Source organism: Streptomyces noursei (assembly GCF_001646665.1).
GTDB classification, from domain to species: domain Bacteria; phylum Actinomycetota; class Actinomycetes; order Streptomycetales; family Streptomycetaceae; genus Streptomyces; species Streptomyces lavendulocolor.
On sequence record NZ_LWBU01000091.1, the window covers coordinates 180,294 to 193,764 of the forward strand.

Annotated in this window: 14 protein-coding genes; 8 read left to right on the top strand and 6 right to left on the bottom strand. The window is 75.2% G+C overall.

Translation table 11 applies throughout. The annotated features are described in order from the left end of the window. The first annotated feature begins 102 nt into the window (after positions 1 to 102). Positions 103 to 1,134, top strand: coding sequence for an aldo/keto reductase (locus tag A4V12_RS09140; protein WP_064068744.1), 1,032 nt, complete (start codon positions 103 to 105; stop codon positions 1,132 to 1,134). Here A4V12_RS09140 and A4V12_RS09145 read toward each other — a convergent pair. From A4V12_RS09145 to A4V12_RS09160, 4 genes are read right to left on the bottom strand one after another with little or no spacing between them, the layout of a single operon-like run. Further along, positions 1,131 to 1,322 (bottom strand): hypothetical protein, encoded by a 192-nt coding sequence (locus tag A4V12_RS09145; RefSeq protein ID WP_064068745.1) that lies wholly within the window; start codon positions 1,320 to 1,322, stop codon positions 1,131 to 1,133. The two genes, A4V12_RS09140 and A4V12_RS09145, sit on opposite strands and share 4 nt — an antisense overlap. 14 nt (positions 1,323 to 1,336) lie before the next feature. Then, positions 1,337 to 2,005 (bottom strand): hypothetical protein, encoded by a 669-nt coding sequence (locus A4V12_RS09150; protein ID WP_064068746.1) that lies wholly within the window; start codon positions 2,003 to 2,005, stop codon positions 1,337 to 1,339. Beyond that, entirely contained in the window at positions 2,002 to 2,940 is a 939-nt protein-coding gene (locus tag A4V12_RS09155; RefSeq protein ID WP_064068830.1) for an ATP-binding cassette domain-containing protein, read from the bottom strand. The genes A4V12_RS09150 and A4V12_RS09155 overlap by 4 nt, the downstream gene beginning before the upstream one ends. After that, positions 2,937 to 3,614 (bottom strand): AIM24 family protein, encoded by a 678-nt coding sequence (locus tag A4V12_RS09160; protein ID WP_064068747.1) that lies wholly within the window; start codon positions 3,612 to 3,614, stop codon positions 2,937 to 2,939. Before A4V12_RS09160 ends, A4V12_RS09155 begins: the two co-directional genes overlap by 4 nt. Here A4V12_RS09160 and A4V12_RS09165 point away from each other — a divergent pair. The 5 genes from A4V12_RS09165 (at position 3,613) to A4V12_RS09185 (ending at position 8,517) form a co-directional block, all read left to right on the top strand. Next, positions 3,613 to 4,353, top strand: coding sequence for an aminoacyl-tRNA hydrolase (locus tag A4V12_RS09165; RefSeq protein ID WP_064068748.1), 741 nt, complete (start codon positions 3,613 to 3,615; stop codon positions 4,351 to 4,353). The two genes, A4V12_RS09160 and A4V12_RS09165, sit on opposite strands and share 2 nt — an antisense overlap. Positions 4,354 to 4,475: 122 nt before the next feature. Continuing rightward, on the top strand, positions 4,476 to 5,240 hold the full coding sequence (locus tag A4V12_RS09170) for a DUF4142 domain-containing protein (RefSeq protein ID WP_199831247.1): 765 nt from the start codon (positions 4,476 to 4,478) through the stop codon (positions 5,238 to 5,240). Between the two features lie 90 nt (positions 5,241 to 5,330). Further along, entirely contained in the window at positions 5,331 to 6,677 is a 1,347-nt protein-coding gene (locus A4V12_RS09175) for a DUF692 domain-containing protein (protein ID WP_064068750.1), read from the top strand. Beyond that, positions 6,674 to 7,660 (top strand): TIGR04222 domain-containing membrane protein, encoded by a 987-nt coding sequence (locus A4V12_RS09180; protein ID WP_079136923.1) that lies wholly within the window; start codon positions 6,674 to 6,676, stop codon positions 7,658 to 7,660. Before A4V12_RS09175 ends, A4V12_RS09180 begins: the two co-directional genes overlap by 4 nt. Positions 7,661 to 7,740: 80 nt before the next feature. Beyond that, positions 7,741 to 8,517 carry a TIGR04222 domain-containing membrane protein gene (locus tag A4V12_RS09185; RefSeq protein WP_064068751.1) on the top strand — a complete coding sequence of 259 codons (777 nt, stop codon included), beginning with the start codon at positions 7,741 to 7,743 and terminating at the stop codon, positions 8,515 to 8,517. Between the two features lie 177 nt (positions 8,518 to 8,694). Here the strand turns inward: A4V12_RS09185 and hemQ are convergent, their stop codons facing one another. Further along, positions 8,695 to 9,408 carry a hydrogen peroxide-dependent heme synthase gene (hemQ, locus tag A4V12_RS09190; protein WP_064068752.1) on the bottom strand — a complete coding sequence of 238 codons (714 nt, stop codon included), beginning with the start codon at positions 9,406 to 9,408 and terminating at the stop codon, positions 8,695 to 8,697. Positions 9,409 to 9,412: 4 nt separating this feature from the next. After that, complete coding sequence (gene hemG / locus A4V12_RS09195) at positions 9,413 to 10,861, bottom strand: protoporphyrinogen oxidase (RefSeq protein WP_064068753.1); 1,449 nt, start codon at positions 10,859 to 10,861, stop codon at positions 9,413 to 9,415. A gap of 125 nt (positions 10,862 to 10,986) precedes the next feature. Here hemG and A4V12_RS09200 point away from each other — a divergent pair, with 125 nt between their 5' ends. Both A4V12_RS09200 and A4V12_RS09205 read left to right on the top strand, forming a co-directional pair. Beyond that, on the top strand, positions 10,987 to 11,976 hold the full coding sequence (locus A4V12_RS09200) for a DUF4349 domain-containing protein (protein WP_064068754.1): 990 nt from the start codon (positions 10,987 to 10,989) through the stop codon (positions 11,974 to 11,976). Between the two features lie 10 nt (positions 11,977 to 11,986). Further along, on the top strand, positions 11,987 to 13,384 hold the full coding sequence (locus A4V12_RS09205) for an FAD-dependent oxidoreductase (protein WP_064068832.1): 1,398 nt from the start codon (positions 11,987 to 11,989) through the stop codon (positions 13,382 to 13,384). Positions 13,385 to 13,471 lie beyond the last annotated feature (87 nt).

A 13,471-nucleotide genomic window follows, 5' to 3' on the forward strand; every position in this document is an offset into this window, starting at 1 on the left:
CCTCCGGGGGAGCGCGTGCAGGGCGCCGCGGGCCAGGCGAGACTTTGCGGACACGACCTAGCGTCCGGTGTGTCAGGAGACCGAGCGACGAGGGGACACACCGTGCGCTGCACACTGTTCGGCCGGACCGGGCTGCGGGTGAGCGAGCTGGCGCTGGGCGCCATGACCATGGGGAGCGGCGACGAGGGCGTGGACCGGCGCATCCTCGACGCCTACGCGGACGCGGGCGGCAACTTCGTCGACACCGCCGACATCTACGGCGGCGGTGCCTCGGAGACCGTCCTGGGCAAGCTGCTGGAGGGCCGCCGGGACCGGTTCGTGCTGGCCTCCAAGTACACCTGCGCGACCGACCCGGACGATCCCAACTCCGGCGGCAACCACCGCAAGAACCTCGTGCGGTCGGTGGAGGCCGGCCTCGGCCGGCTGCGCACCGACCGGCTCGACGTGCTCTGGGTGCACGCGCGGGACGAGTTCACGCCGGTCGACGAGGTCATGCGCGCCCTGGACGACCTCGTACGCTCCGGGAAGGTGCTCTACCTCGGGGTGTCGGACTGGGCCGCCTGGGAGATCGCCCAGGCGAACACCGTCGCCGAGCTGCGCGGCTGGACCTCCTTCGCGGGGTCGCAGCTGCGCTACAACCTGCTGGAACGGACGCCCGAGCGCGAGCTGCTGCCGCAGGCCCGCGCCTTCGACCAGGCGGTCATGGCGTGGGCGCCTCTGGCGGCCGGGAAGCTCACCGGGAAGTACCGGCGGGGCGAGTCCGGCCGGCTCGCCGGGGGCGTCCAGGAGGACGAGCGGGAGGCACGGACCATCACCGCCGTCCTGGAGATCGCCGAGGAGGGCGGCTGGAGCCCCGCCCAGGTGGCGCTGGCGTGGCTGCGCGGGCGCCCAGGCAACATCGTGCCCCTCATCGGCGCCTCCCGTCCCGCGCAGCTGGCCGACAACCTCGCCTGCCTCGACGTGGACCTGGACGCGGCGGCGGTCGCACGGCTCGACGAGGTGAGCGCGGTGCCGCTGGGCTTCCCGCACGACTTCCTGCGGGACCCCGGGGTACGGCGCAACGTGCACGGCCACCGGGGCGCGGACGTCGACGAGCGCCGCACGTGGCGCGCGTCCCGTGCGGACACTCCCTAACCGGAGCAGGCGGTGCGCTCCGCCTCCCGCCATTCGCAGACCGGGCAGAGGGTGATGCCCTTCGTCGACTCCGGGTACTCGGTCGGTTCCTGGCACTGGACGCAGGCGGCGTACGGCGGTCCGCCCTTCCGCCCGTCCTCGGGCCCGGCCGCCCCGGAGGGCGTCGTCTCGCAGTACGAATCGTCCATACGTACGAGCGTACTCACTCCCGTACGGCGGTGAGACGGCAGGCGCCGGCGACGGCCGCCGCCGCGATCACCACCGCGCCGGCCAGGGGCAGCAGCGGCAGCGGGACCGTGCCGGTGAGGTTGCCGGAGACCAGGGCGGAGACCGCGTGGTGGGCGGGCGACCCGGTGGTCACCAGGGCGAGCAGCGCCGCCGCCGTGACGGCCAGGACCGACCAGCCGCGTGACGGCACCAGCGGGCGGGTCAGCAGCGCGCCGACGGCCGCGCCCAGCAGGACGCAGACCACCGCGGTCAGCAGACCGGCGAGGGCGGCGGACGGCAGCGCGACGGCGGCCCGCCCGTCGGCCGCCACCGGCCTGGCCGAGGCGAGGACCGCCACCAGGGCGGCCGCGCCCGGCACCGCCGCGGCCAGGGCACCGGCGAGGATCGCCGCGAGGTGGACCCGGGTCCGGCCGGCCGCCGCCGCGGCGACGTCGCGGGCGGCCGGCGGCTCCTGGTCGAGGCAGGTCCGCACCAGCCAGGCGGTGACCGGCAGCAGGGGCGCCGAGGCGTACCCCAGGGCGCCGAGGACGGGTTCGCCGAAGCGGAGGCCGATCACGAGGAACGCGGCGTACAGCAGGATCGGCGGGAGCCACCGCTGGGAGCGCAGCAGCAGGGCGGTCTGGTAGCGGAGGAGTGCCGTCACGGGGTCCTGCTCGTGGTCGTCGCGGGGTCCACCCGGTGGATGTGCCACGCGGGGGTGGACGTCAGCAGCTCCCGCAGCAGGGCGTCCGAGTGGGTGGCCGGCACGGTGAACGTCACGCTGCCGCCGGGTCCGTCCTCGCGGGCGGGCCGCCCCGGCAGCGGACCGTCAGGGAGCCGGCCGCCGGACGCCGTGACGCGGACCGACGGCCCGGAGCCGGGGGTGTCCGAGCGGGCGGTGTGTCCGGTGGGGTCGGCGGGGGCGTCGGGGGCGGTGAGGCCGGCGGGGACGGTGTCCGGGCCGGTGGGCACGGTGTTCGGGCCGGTGGGGCGGGGGCCGAGACGGCCGCCGCTCACCGCGTGCACGGCGTCGGCCGCCCCCGCGAGCCGCCGCGGGTCGTGGTCGACGAACACCACCGCGCCGCCCGCCGCGACCCGCTCCCCCACCGCGCGGTCCAGTTCCGCCCGGGCCGCCGCGTCCAGGCCGGTCCACGCCTCGTCCAGGACGAGCAGGTCCGGGTCGGCCATCAGCGCCTGGGCGACGGCGACCTTCTGGCCGGTGCCCTTGGACAGCTCGGCCAGCGGCGTGCGGGCGTGCGCCCCGGCGCCGAACCGCTCCAGCCAGGCCGCCGCCCGCGCCGCCGCCTCCCGCCGGCCGAGCCCGTGGACACGGCCCAGGTGCAGGAGGTAGGCGCTCGCGGTGAACGGCAGCGCGGCCGGGAAGCGCTCGGGCACGTACGCGGTACGCGGCGGTCGGCCGGTGATCCGCCCCGCGGAGGGGGCGTCGATCCCGGCGACCAGCCGCAACAGGGTGGACTTGCCGCTGCCGTTGGCGCCCACGACGCGGACCAGGGTGCCGGCGGGGACGTCGAGGTCGACGTCCCGCAGCACCCAGGGACCGGTCAGGCCGTAACGGCGGCCGACACCGCTCAGGTTCAGGACTGCTTCGCCTTCTCGGGGGTCAGCTCGCTGGGCCGTACGATCACGAAGCCCTCGCCCTGCAGCATCAGTTGGACCGCCTCGCCGGACCCGCCCCGCAGCATCGAGCCGAGGGACTGCGACCGGTGCAGCGAGGTGTTCAGCTGGGCGCTCCAGCCCACGACGGCGTCGGTGTCCACGTACACCGGCTGGTTGGTGGTGACCGGGATGACGAGCGGGTTGCCGTCGCAGATGACGGCCAGCTTGCCGTAACCGGTGAAGACGCTGTTGAAGAGGCCGCCGCCGGTCATCCCGGCGCCCTTCACGGTCTTGATCTCGTAGGAGAGGGTCGCGTCGAAGCACAGGACGTTGCGGCCGTTGACGGTGAGCGCGTCGCCCTGCTCGACGTCGACGATGAAGCAGTTCTGGGCCTCGTGCGCGAACCAGGCCTCGCCCTGGCCGCGGACGGCCATCAGCGCCAGGCCCTCGCCGGTCACGGCGCGCTTGAGCATGCCGCCCAGGCCCTGCCCCTTGCGCTCGAACTGGAGGTTGCCCCGATAGGCGATCATCGATCCCTGCCGGGCGTGCATCTCACCGTTGACGGCGTACTTGACCGACTTCGCGTTCTGGAGGGTCATACCGGGCACCGTCGCCTGCTGCGCCATGTTCTCGGACGCGAAAAGATCGCTTTTCATGCGGGCATCGTGTCCCGGAACTACCCATTCCGCCAAGAACGGGCCCCGGCGGGACTGGCAGACTGTTCTGGTGACCAGCATCGACGCCCCCCAGTTCGTCCTCCCCCTCGTCGTCCGCGTCGAGCGCGCGCAGCCCCCGGCCCGTACCGACGCGCTGGAGACCGCCGCACGGGCGGTGCTGGTGATGCTCTCGGACGACCGGTCGCTCGGCGACGGCGAGTGGGCCGGGGCGGTACGCGCCTGGGAGGACGCGCGGATCCGCAAGGTGGTGCGCCGCGCGCGGGGAGCGGAGTGGCGCCGGGCGGAACAGCTGCCGGGCATCACGGTCACCGGCGCCTCGGCGGAGGTACGGGTCTTCCCGCCCGTCCCCCTGGACGGCTGGCCCAAGGAGCTGGCCAAGCTCCAGGTCTCGGGCACCGAGCTGGACGACCCCGACGAGCCGGCGGCGGCGCTCCCCGGGCAGGCGCTGCTCCGGCTCAACCCGGAGCTGCGGATGTCCACCGGCAAGGAGATGGCTCAGGTCGGCCACGGCGCCCAACTGCTGTGGCGGGCCATGCCGGAGGAGGACCGCAAGGCCTGGCGGGACGCCGGATTCCCGCTCGCGGTGCGCACGGCCGATGCCGGTGAGTGGGCCCGACTGACCGCCTCCGGGCTGCCGTTGGTGCGGGACGCGGGCTTCACGGAGATCGCCCCCGGGTCCTGCACGGTGGTCGCCGCGTTCCCGCGGGACGACCGCTGACGGGCCCCCGCGCGGCACGTCGGGAGGGGCCGGAATTGCCACGCGGCGCGAACTGAACGTTCCCCTCCATGTATACGTACCTCCCAGTAATGCCATCAGGTTCGGGAGGCACCACCTTGTTGTTGCGACGCATCAACGGCTCGGCACTCATCATCGCGGCCCTCGTCGTCACCGTCGGCGCGCTGGCGTTCCCGGTCTGGTCGTACGCCGACCGCTCGGGGACCGGCCAGGCCAACCTCAACGCGTCGACCGTGGCGACCCAGTGGGGGCCGCTGTCGGCGACCGACCGCGATTTCCTGGTGAAGGTGCGGCTGGCGGGACTCTGGGAGCTGCCGGCCGGTCAGCAGGCCATCGAACGGGCCCCCAGCCAGGCCATCAAGGACGCGGGCGACCACCTGGTCGTCGGCCACTCCGACCTCGACCAGCGGGCGCGGGACGTGGCGGCGAAGCTGGGGGTGGAGCTGCCCAACCAGCCCTCGGAGCAGCAGCAGGGCTGGCTGCGCGAGCTGTCGGCGGCCAGTGGCGAGGAGTACGAGCGGAAGTTCGCCAACCTGCTGCGCAACGCGCACGGCAAGGTGTTCGCGCTCGTCGCCCAGGTGCGGCACACCACGCGCAACGCGCTGATACGGCAGCTCGCGAGTGACGCCAACCAGACGGTGCTGGACCACATCACCATGCTGGAGGCGACGGGCAAGGTCGACTTCGACGCGATCGCCAACGAGGCGGCGGGCAACGCGACCGCGAGCCCGTCCGGCCCGCCCGCGCCCAACGGCAACCTGCCGCCGGCTCCGTCGCCGGCCGTGCCGACGGGGACGGACCAGTCGTTCACCTCCCGCCCCTCGACGCAGCCCGGCCCTCCCACGGCCATCAACACGAACCGCCCGTAACCTCAAATGAAGCTCTGAACTGCGGTTCTCCCGTTTCGGGGTGCCCGCCTCGGGGCCATTACCCCTCCGACCGAGCAGGAGGAGGGGGACATGAGGGAACTGGGTACCGGCATCGGCTGGCGTCCGGAGATCGCGGACGCGGTGGAGGGGCTGGCCGGGGTGGACTGGGTGGAGGTGGTCGCGGAGAACATCTGCGCCGGCCACCTCCCCGACTCCCTGCTGCGGCTGCGCGAGCGGGGCGTCACGGTGGTCCCGCACGGCGTGTCGCTGGGTCTGGGCGGCGCGGACCGGCCGGACGAGGAGCGGCTCGCGGAGCTGGCCGCGAAGGCCACGGCGCTGGGGGCGCCGCTGGTGACGGAGCACATCGCCTTCGTACGGGCCGGGGGGCCGCTCACCGCGTCGCCCGCACTGGAGGCGGGTCACCTGCTGCCGGTCCCGCGCACGTGGGACGCGCTGGACGTGCTGTGCGAGAACGTGCGGATCGCGCAGGAGGCGCTGCCGGTGCCGCTGGCGCTGGAGAACATCGCGGCCCTGTTCACCTGGCCGGGCGAGGAACTGTCGGAGGGGCGGTTCCTGGCCGAGCTGGTGGAGCGCACGGGCGTCCGCCTCCTGATCGACGTGGCCAACCTGCACACCAACCACGTCAACCGGGGCGAGGACCCCGCGAAGGCCCTGGCGGAGCTGCCGGTCGAGGCCATCGCGTACGTCCACGTGGCCGGCGGCGTCGAGCGGGACGGCGTCTGGCACGACAGCCACGCCCACCCGGTGCCCCCGGCTGTCCTCGACATCCTGTCCGACCTCGCCTCCCGGGCCACCCCGCCGGGCGTGCTGCTGGAGCGGGACGACGACTTCCCGCCCGCGGAGGAGCTGGCGGCCGAACTCGCCGCGATCCGCGCGACGGTGCGGGGCGCGGCGATACGTCCGGCAAAGGCGGAGCCGGGCCCGGTGGCGGCGCCCGCACCCGCACCCGCGCCGGAGGCCGGTCCGGTCGGGGCGCCGGGGACACGGGCCGTGGACGCGGGGGTGCGGCAGCGGGTGGGGATCGCGCAGGCCGCCCTGCTGTCGGCGCTGGTGGCCGGGACTCCGGCGCCCGAGGGGTTCGACCGCGCGCGGCTGCGGGTGCAGACCCGCGCGCTGGCCGCCAAGCGGGCCGGGGTGGTCGCCAGGGTCGCGCCCGAGCTGCCGGAGATCCTCGGCGGCGGGTACCGCCCCGCGTTCCTCGCCTACGCCGCGTCCCGCCCCATGCGCGGCGGCTACCGGCGGGACGCGCTCGACTTCGCGGAGCACCTCCTGATCGCCGGTCGGCCGGAGGACCCGGTCGCCCGCCGCCGGCTCACCACGTGGTGGCAGGAACGCGCCGGGGCGCGGCCGCCGGGCCGGACCGGGCGCCTGGTGCGTGCCGCCCGCGCCGCGCTGGTGGGGAGGCGGGCCGCGTGAACGTCGTCGCACTGCTCCTCTACGTCGCCGTCGCCGTCTCCTCGGCCCTGCTGGTCAACGGGCTGGTTGCGTCGCGCCGCGGACCCGGCGGCTCCATCCACTACCGCATGGAGGCCGCGTTCCTGAACGGCGGACCCGCGCGGGTCGTCGACTCCGCCCTCGCCGCGCTCGCCTCGGACGGCCGCGTGGCCGTCGGCGGGCCGGGCATCGTGCACGTCGTCCGCCCGGTCGCCCACGACGCCGTCGAGCGCGCCGTGTTGCGGGAACTGGCCGCCGCCCCCAGTGGCGCCCTGCACACGGTGCGGCTCGCCGCCATGCGCGACCCGGCCGTCCAGGAGATCGGCGACCGGCTCGCGGAGCGCGGGCTGATCGTGCCGCGCGCCGCCGGGCGCTACTGGCGCCGGTGGAGCGTCGCCCAGGCGGTGGCCTGCTTCCTGCTCTTCTTCGCCTCCATCGCGGCGACGGTCGCCGAGTACGCCACCCTCGACCCTGTGGACGGCATGCCGTTCCCGTTCGTCGTCAAGGTGCTGCCCGCCCTGTTCGCCGGTCTGCTGATCGCGCTGTTCTGCGGTGCCGCCGGCAACCGCCGCCTCACCGGAGCGGGCCGCCGGGCCCTTGCCCTGTACCGGGGATCCCACTCCCATCTGACCCAGCCGGGCGACCTGGTGGCGCTGCACGGCCTGCGCGCCCTGCCCGACCCGGTCCTGCGGGAGCAACTGGTGGCCGCGGCACGGATGTACGACCGGAGGCGCGGCGGAGGCGGTACGGACGACCTGAGCACCGCCACGGTGGTGGTGTGGTGCGCGAGCGCCGACACGGGCGGGTCGAGCTGCGGTGGCGGCTGCGGAGGCGGTGGCGGCGGTGGCGGTTCCGCGTGCAGCGGCGGTTCGAGCTGCGGAAGCGGCGGAGGTGGTGGCGGCGGCGGGTCGAGCTGCGGCGGCGGGTCGAGTTGCGGCGGCGGGGGCGGAGGCGGCGGCGACTGACCGGGCCGCCGTGGCCGGAACTCGTCCGCATGGTGAGAAACCCGTGGCGCCGGGCCCACCGCTTCGCGTAGAACTCCGGCATGCTCTGGGTCCCCTTCCTGCTGGTGACGTGGGCCGCGGCGGCCGTCAGCTGCGCCCGGCTCTGCCTCGCCGCCGTGGAGGCCGCCCAGCCGCCGGCGGGCGGATCCGCCGCGGACCGCGAGCGTGACCGTGACCGTGAACTGAGCCTGTACGAGGCGGCCTTCCTGGCCGGCGGCCCGCAGCGGGTGACCGACCTGGCGCTGGTGTCGATGCACCGCCGGCGGCGGCTGTGGCTGGCGCACACCGGCTGGGCGACCGTCGTGGACGACGACCCGGAGGGCGCCGACGACGTGGAGCGTTCCGTGATCGGTGCCATCGGGCCGGGCGGGCAGTCGCGGATAGCGGCGGTACGGGCCGGTGCGTCGGCCGCCGACGCCGTACGGGCGCTCGCCGACCGGCTCGTCGCGTCGGGGCTCGCCGTCCCCGAGTGCTCCCGGTCCGCGATCACGGCCGCGCTGCGGGGCGTGCGCCGCGCGGCGGTGCTGACCGTCGTGCTCGCGGCGGCCACCGCGCTGCTGCTCCCGGCCGGGCACGCGCCGGACGCCCGCGCCCTGACGTGGTTCGCGCTGCCGCTGGTCCTGACGCTCGGGTGCCTGGTCATCGCGCGCGTCGAGGTGCACCCCTACACCCGCTGGGCCTCTCCCGCCGGGCAGAGCCTGCTGACGAAGGTGAGCCGGCGCGACCCGCTCGCCGCCGTCGCGATCGGCGGGGTGCGCGCCCTGGACGACCCGGCGCTGCGGGCGGCGCTCATGCCGGGGCAGCGCGGGGGCCGGTGAACGGACACGGGTGCGGCGCGCCGTTCGGCGCGCCGCACCCGGAGCCTGACCCGGTGTCGCTGGAGCGGCGGGCGCGCGGGCCCGCCGTCTGATCTTCCGGGTCGGTGGGCGACGTGCGGGCGGCGGTCGTCGAGGACGCCGCGCCCGTCCGTCACCAGGTCGGTCAGGTCAGGGCCCTCAGGCGAGACCCGCGACCAGATCCGCGACCGACTTGCGCCGGCCGGTGTAGAAGGGGACCTCTTCCCGTACGTGCATCCGCGCCTCGGAGGCGCGCAGGTGACGCATCAGGTCGACGATCCGGTACAGCTCGTCCGCCTCGAAGGCGAGGATCCACTCGTAGTCGCCCAGGGAGAAGGAGGCGACCGTGTTGGCGCGCACGTCCGGGAAGCCGCGGGCCATCTTGCCGTGGTCGGCGAGCATCCGGCGCCGGTCCTCGTCGGGCAGCAGGTACCAGTCGTAGGAGCGCACGAAGGGGTACACCGAGACGTAGTCCCGCGGCGTCTCGTCGGCGAGGAACGCCGGGATGTGCGACCGGTTGAACTCGGCCGGGCGGTGCAGCGCCATGTTCGACCACACCGGCTCCAGAGCGCGGCCCAGCCTCGTGCGGCGGAAGAGGTTGTACGCCTCCTGGAGCGCGTCCGAGGTCTCGGCGTGCCACCAGATCATCAGGTCGGCGTCGGCGCGCAGGCCGGACACGTCGTACGTGCCGCGGACGGTGACGTCCTTGGCGGCGAGCTGGTCGAAGAGTTCCTGGACCTCGTCGGCACAGCCGGTCCGGTCCTCGGGCAGGACGTCGCGCAGCTTGAAGACGGACCACAGGGTGTAGCGGATGACCTCGTTGAGGTCCTTCGCCTTCTTACCGGCGTTCGGGATCTTTTCGGGCGCACTCATAGGGCTATTCTCGCTCGTCGCTCTGGGTGCCTTGCGCCAGGGTGGGCGTGGCGATGATCTCGTCGGCGGCGCGCCGTGCGTCGGCGATGGTCGCGGGGATGCCGACGCCGTCGTAGGCGGCCCCGCAGACCCGCAGACCGGGCAGCTTGGCGACGGCGTCCCGGATGCGGGCGACCCTGGCGAGGTGGCCGACGGGGTACTGCGGCAGGCCGCCGATCCAGCGGGTGACCTCGGTGGCGACGGGGCGGGCGGTCAGTCCGACGGCCTCCCGGAGGTCGGTCAGGGACACCGAGACGAGGTCGGCGTCCTCGCGGTGCAGGTGCTCCTCCTCGCCGTACCGGCCGACGGAGGTGCGCAGGACGACGAGGTCGCCCGCGGCCTCGTCGGTCCACCTCCACTTGCGGGTAGAGAAGGTGGACGCCTTGATGGTGCGGCCGTCGACGGGCGGGACCAGGAAGCCGGAGCCGGCGGGCAGTACCCCCTCGGCCTCCGTGCGGCGGAAGGCGAGGGTGACCAGGGCCATGGACGCGTACTCGACGGCGGCCAGTTCGGCGGCGGCGGCCGGGGACTCGGCGGCGAGCAGTTCGGAGGCGGACCAGGCCGGGGTCGCGACGATCACGGCGTCGGCGTGCAGGACGCGCGTCCCGGTGCGGACGTCCCAGCCGCGCCCCGCGGTCCGGGTGAGGGCGTGGACGGGCGCGTCGGTGAGGATCTCGCCGCCCCGCGCGGTGATGGCGGCGGCGACCGCGCCGGGGAGCGTGCCGATGCCGCCCGCGATACCCATGAAGGCGGGGCCGGTCTGCTGCGCGCCCGCCCGCTGGAGGGAGCGGACGGCGTCGGTGAGGGTGGCGTGGGCGCGGGCGGCCTCGAAGAGTTTCGGTACGGCGGCGCGCATCGAGATGGCGTAGGCGTCGCCCGCGTACACCCCGCCCAGGAGCGGTTCGACGAGCCGGTCGACGACCTCGCGGCCGAGCCGGTCGGCGACGTGGCGGCCGACGGCCACGTCGTCGCCGAGGGCCGCCGGGTCGATGGGGGGCAGGTCCCGCTCGCGCTCGATGCGGGCCAGGCCCTCGGGGGACAGCAGTGAGCCGAGGGCGGCGGCGTCGCCGGGGACGCCCATGACGTGCCCCTTGGGCATCGGGCGGAGCGCGCCCCGGGTCCAGACGGCGGCGCTGGTGGTGGCGGGCGGCTGGAGGCGGTCGCCGAGGCCGACCTCGCGGGCCAGGTCGGTCGCCTCGGGGCGGCGGGCCAGCATGGACTCGGCGCCGAGGTCCACGGGCGCGCCCGCGATCTCGCCGGTGTGCAGTTTGCCGCCGAGCCGGGTGGTGGCCTCCAGCAGGGTCACGCGCCGCCCGGCGGTGACCAACCGGTGGGCGGCGGCGAGGCCGGCGATCCCGCCGCCGATGACGACGACGTGGCCGCTGCTGGAGGTGGCGCCTGTGTCCGCGTTCATGTCCCCACTCTCTCAAACCCCGTTCCGAGTCCCGACCGTGACCGGTTCGTGAGCCGTGGACCGGCAACCGGCCGGGTGCTCCGCACGTCCAACAGGCACACAGTGCCAGGGAAACCGGGGGGATCATGCGCACATCTCGTCATCATCGGCTCGCGGTCGTGCTGCTCGCCGCGTCGCTCGCCCTCGCGGGGTGCGGGGCGTCGGACGACGACCGGGCCGCGGGGAGCGAGAAGGCCGCCGACGGCCGGCCGGGCCCGGGGTACGCGGCGGACGGGTCGGGCGCGGACGGGAAGGCGTCCGACGGGACCGGGTCGGACGGGACCGGGTCGGACGGGACCGGGTCGGACGGGACCGGGTCGGACGCGAAGGCCGGCCCGGCGGCCACCGCCGCGCCGGAACAGCGGCAGCGGCAGCACGTGATCCGCACGGCGGTGCTGTCCGTGGAGGTCGCGGACGCCACGGCGGCGCTGGCGAAGGCGCGGGCGGTGACGGAGGCGGCGGGCGGCCATGTCGCCGACGAGACGACGGAGCGCGTCGACGACGACCACGTCACCTCGCAGATCGTGCTGCGCGTGCCGCAGTCCGCGTACGACGCGACGCTGAAGGAGCTCGCGGGCGCCGGGAAGCTGCTGTCACGCAAGGCGGCGGCCGAGGACGTCACCGACCAGGTGGTCGACGTGGAGAGCCGGATCGCCACCCAGCGGGCGAGCGTCGCGCGGGTGCGGGAGCTGATGGACCGGGCGACGAAGCTGAGCGACGTGGTGACCCTGGAGGGCCAGCTGAGCAGTAGGCAGGCGGACCTGGAGGCGCTGCTGGCCAAGCAGGCGGCGCTGAAGGACCGTACGGCGCTGGCGACGATCACGCTGCACCTGAACGAGCGCGAGAGGCCCGCCGCCGAGCCGGAGGACGACGGCCCCGGCTTCGGTGACGCGCTGAGCGGCGGTTGGAACGCGCTGGTGTCGACGGCGAAGTGGGCCGCGATCGTGCTGCTGGCGGTGGCGCCGTGGGCGGCGGTGCTCCTCGTGGGGTACGCCGGGTGGCGGTGGCTGGTCCGGCCGCGGACGGCCCGGCGGCGGACGGCGGAACGGGCGGATTCGGGGGATGCCGCGTCGTAGCGTGTTCCGCATGGGACAGCTGGGACGAGAACGACTGTTGATCATCGGTGGGGACGCGGCGGGCATGTCCGCCGCGTCCCAGGCGCGCCGGCTGAAGGGGCCGGAGGAGCTGGAGATCGTCGCGTTCGAGCGGGGGCACTTCACCTCGTACTCGGCGTGCGGGATCCCGTACTGGGTCGGCGGTGACGTCGACGGGCCGGACCGGCTCGTCGCCCGCACCCCGGAGCAGCACCGGGAGCGCGGCATCGACCTGCGGCTGCGCACCGAGGTGACCGGGATCGACGTGGACCGCGGCCGGGTGCGGGTCCGGGACGTGGCGTCGGGCGGCGAGTCGTGGGAGGGCTACGACCGGCTGGTGATCGCGACCGGCGCCCGTCCGGTGCGGCCGTCCCTGCCGGGGGTCGACGCGGCGGGCGTGCACGGGGTGCAGACGCTGGACGACGGGCAGGCCCTGCTGGACACGCTGAGCGGCCTCAACGGCACCCCCGGGCGGCGCGCGGTCGTGGTGGGCGCCGGGTACATCGGGGTGGAGATGGCGGAGGCGCTGCTCACCCGCGGGTACGAGGTGACCGTGCTGAACCGTGGCGAGGAGCCGATGTCCACGCTCGACGCGGACATGGGGCGGCTGGTGCGGGAGGCCATGGACGGCCTGGGCATCACCACGGTCGGCGGCGCGGAGGTGACGGCGTTCCGGACGGACGGCGAGGGCCGGGTGCGGGCGGTGGCCACGCGGGACGCGGAGTACCCGGCGGACGTCGTGGTGCTGGGCATGGGCGTGGAACCGGAGACCACGCTGGCGCGTGAGGCCGGGCTGCCGCTCGGCACGTACGGCGGTCTGCTCACCGACCTGTCGATGCGGGTGCGCGGCCGCGAGGAGATCTGGGCGGGCGGCGACTGCGTCGAGGTGCTGGACCTGGTCTCGGGCCGGGAGCGGCACATACCGCTGGGCACGCACGCCAACAAGCACGGTCAGGTCATCGGCTCCAACGTGGCCGGGGGGTACGGCACGTTCCCCGGTGTCGTGGGGACGGCGGTCAGCAAGGTGTGCTCGCTGGAGATCGCCCGCACGGGACTGCGGGAGAAGGACGCGGAGGCGGTGGGGCTGCGGTTCGTGACGGTGACGGTCGAGTCGACCAGCCGGGCCGGCTACTACCCGGGGGCGGCGCCGATGACGGTCAAGATGCTGGCCGAGCGCCGGACGGGCCGGCTGCTGGGCTGTCAGATCGTGGGCCGCGAGGGCGCCGCGAAGCGGGTGGACATCGCGGCGGTGGCGCTGACCGCCGGGATGACGGTCGAGCAGATCACCGCCCTGGACCTGGGCTACGCCCCGCCGTTCTCCCCGGTCTGGGACCCGGTCCAGGTCGCGGCGCGCAAGGCGGTGGCGGCGGTCCGCAGGGCGGGCGCCTAGGGGGCGGCGCGGCCGGCGCCGGCCCGCCGGACGGGTCACCGCTGGGGGTGCCGTTCGGCGGGGCGGGCCGGATCGCGTCGGGGGCGC

Bases quoted from the DNA above. Each gene is read 5' to 3' on its own strand.
- A4V12_RS09145 (WP_064068745.1), bottom strand. From the start codon at position 1,322: ATGGACGATTCGTACTGCGAGACGACGCCCTCCGGGGCGGCCGGGCCC.
- A4V12_RS09165 (WP_064068748.1), top strand. From the start codon at position 3,613: ATGCGGGCATCGTGTCCCGGAACTACCCATTCCGCCAAGAACGGGCCC.
- A4V12_RS09160 (WP_064068747.1), bottom strand. From the start codon at position 3,614: ATGAAAAGCGATCTTTTCGCGTCCGAGAACATGGCGCAGCAGGCGACG.
- A4V12_RS09175 (WP_064068750.1), top strand. From the start codon at position 5,331: ATGAGGGAACTGGGTACCGGCATCGGCTGGCGTCCGGAGATCGCGGAC.
- A4V12_RS09185 (WP_064068751.1), top strand. From the start codon at position 7,741: ATGCTCTGGGTCCCCTTCCTGCTGGTGACGTGGGCCGCGGCGGCCGTC.
- hemQ (WP_064068752.1), bottom strand. From the start codon at position 9,408: ATGAGTGCGCCCGAAAAGATCCCGAACGCCGGTAAGAAGGCGAAGGAC.
- hemG (WP_064068753.1), bottom strand. From the start codon at position 10,861: ATGAACGCGGACACAGGCGCCACCTCCAGCAGCGGCCACGTCGTCGTC.
- A4V12_RS09200 (WP_064068754.1), top strand. From the start codon at position 10,987: ATGCGCACATCTCGTCATCATCGGCTCGCGGTCGTGCTGCTCGCCGCG.
- A4V12_RS09205 (WP_064068832.1), top strand. From the start codon at position 11,987: ATGGGACAGCTGGGACGAGAACGACTGTTGATCATCGGTGGGGACGCG.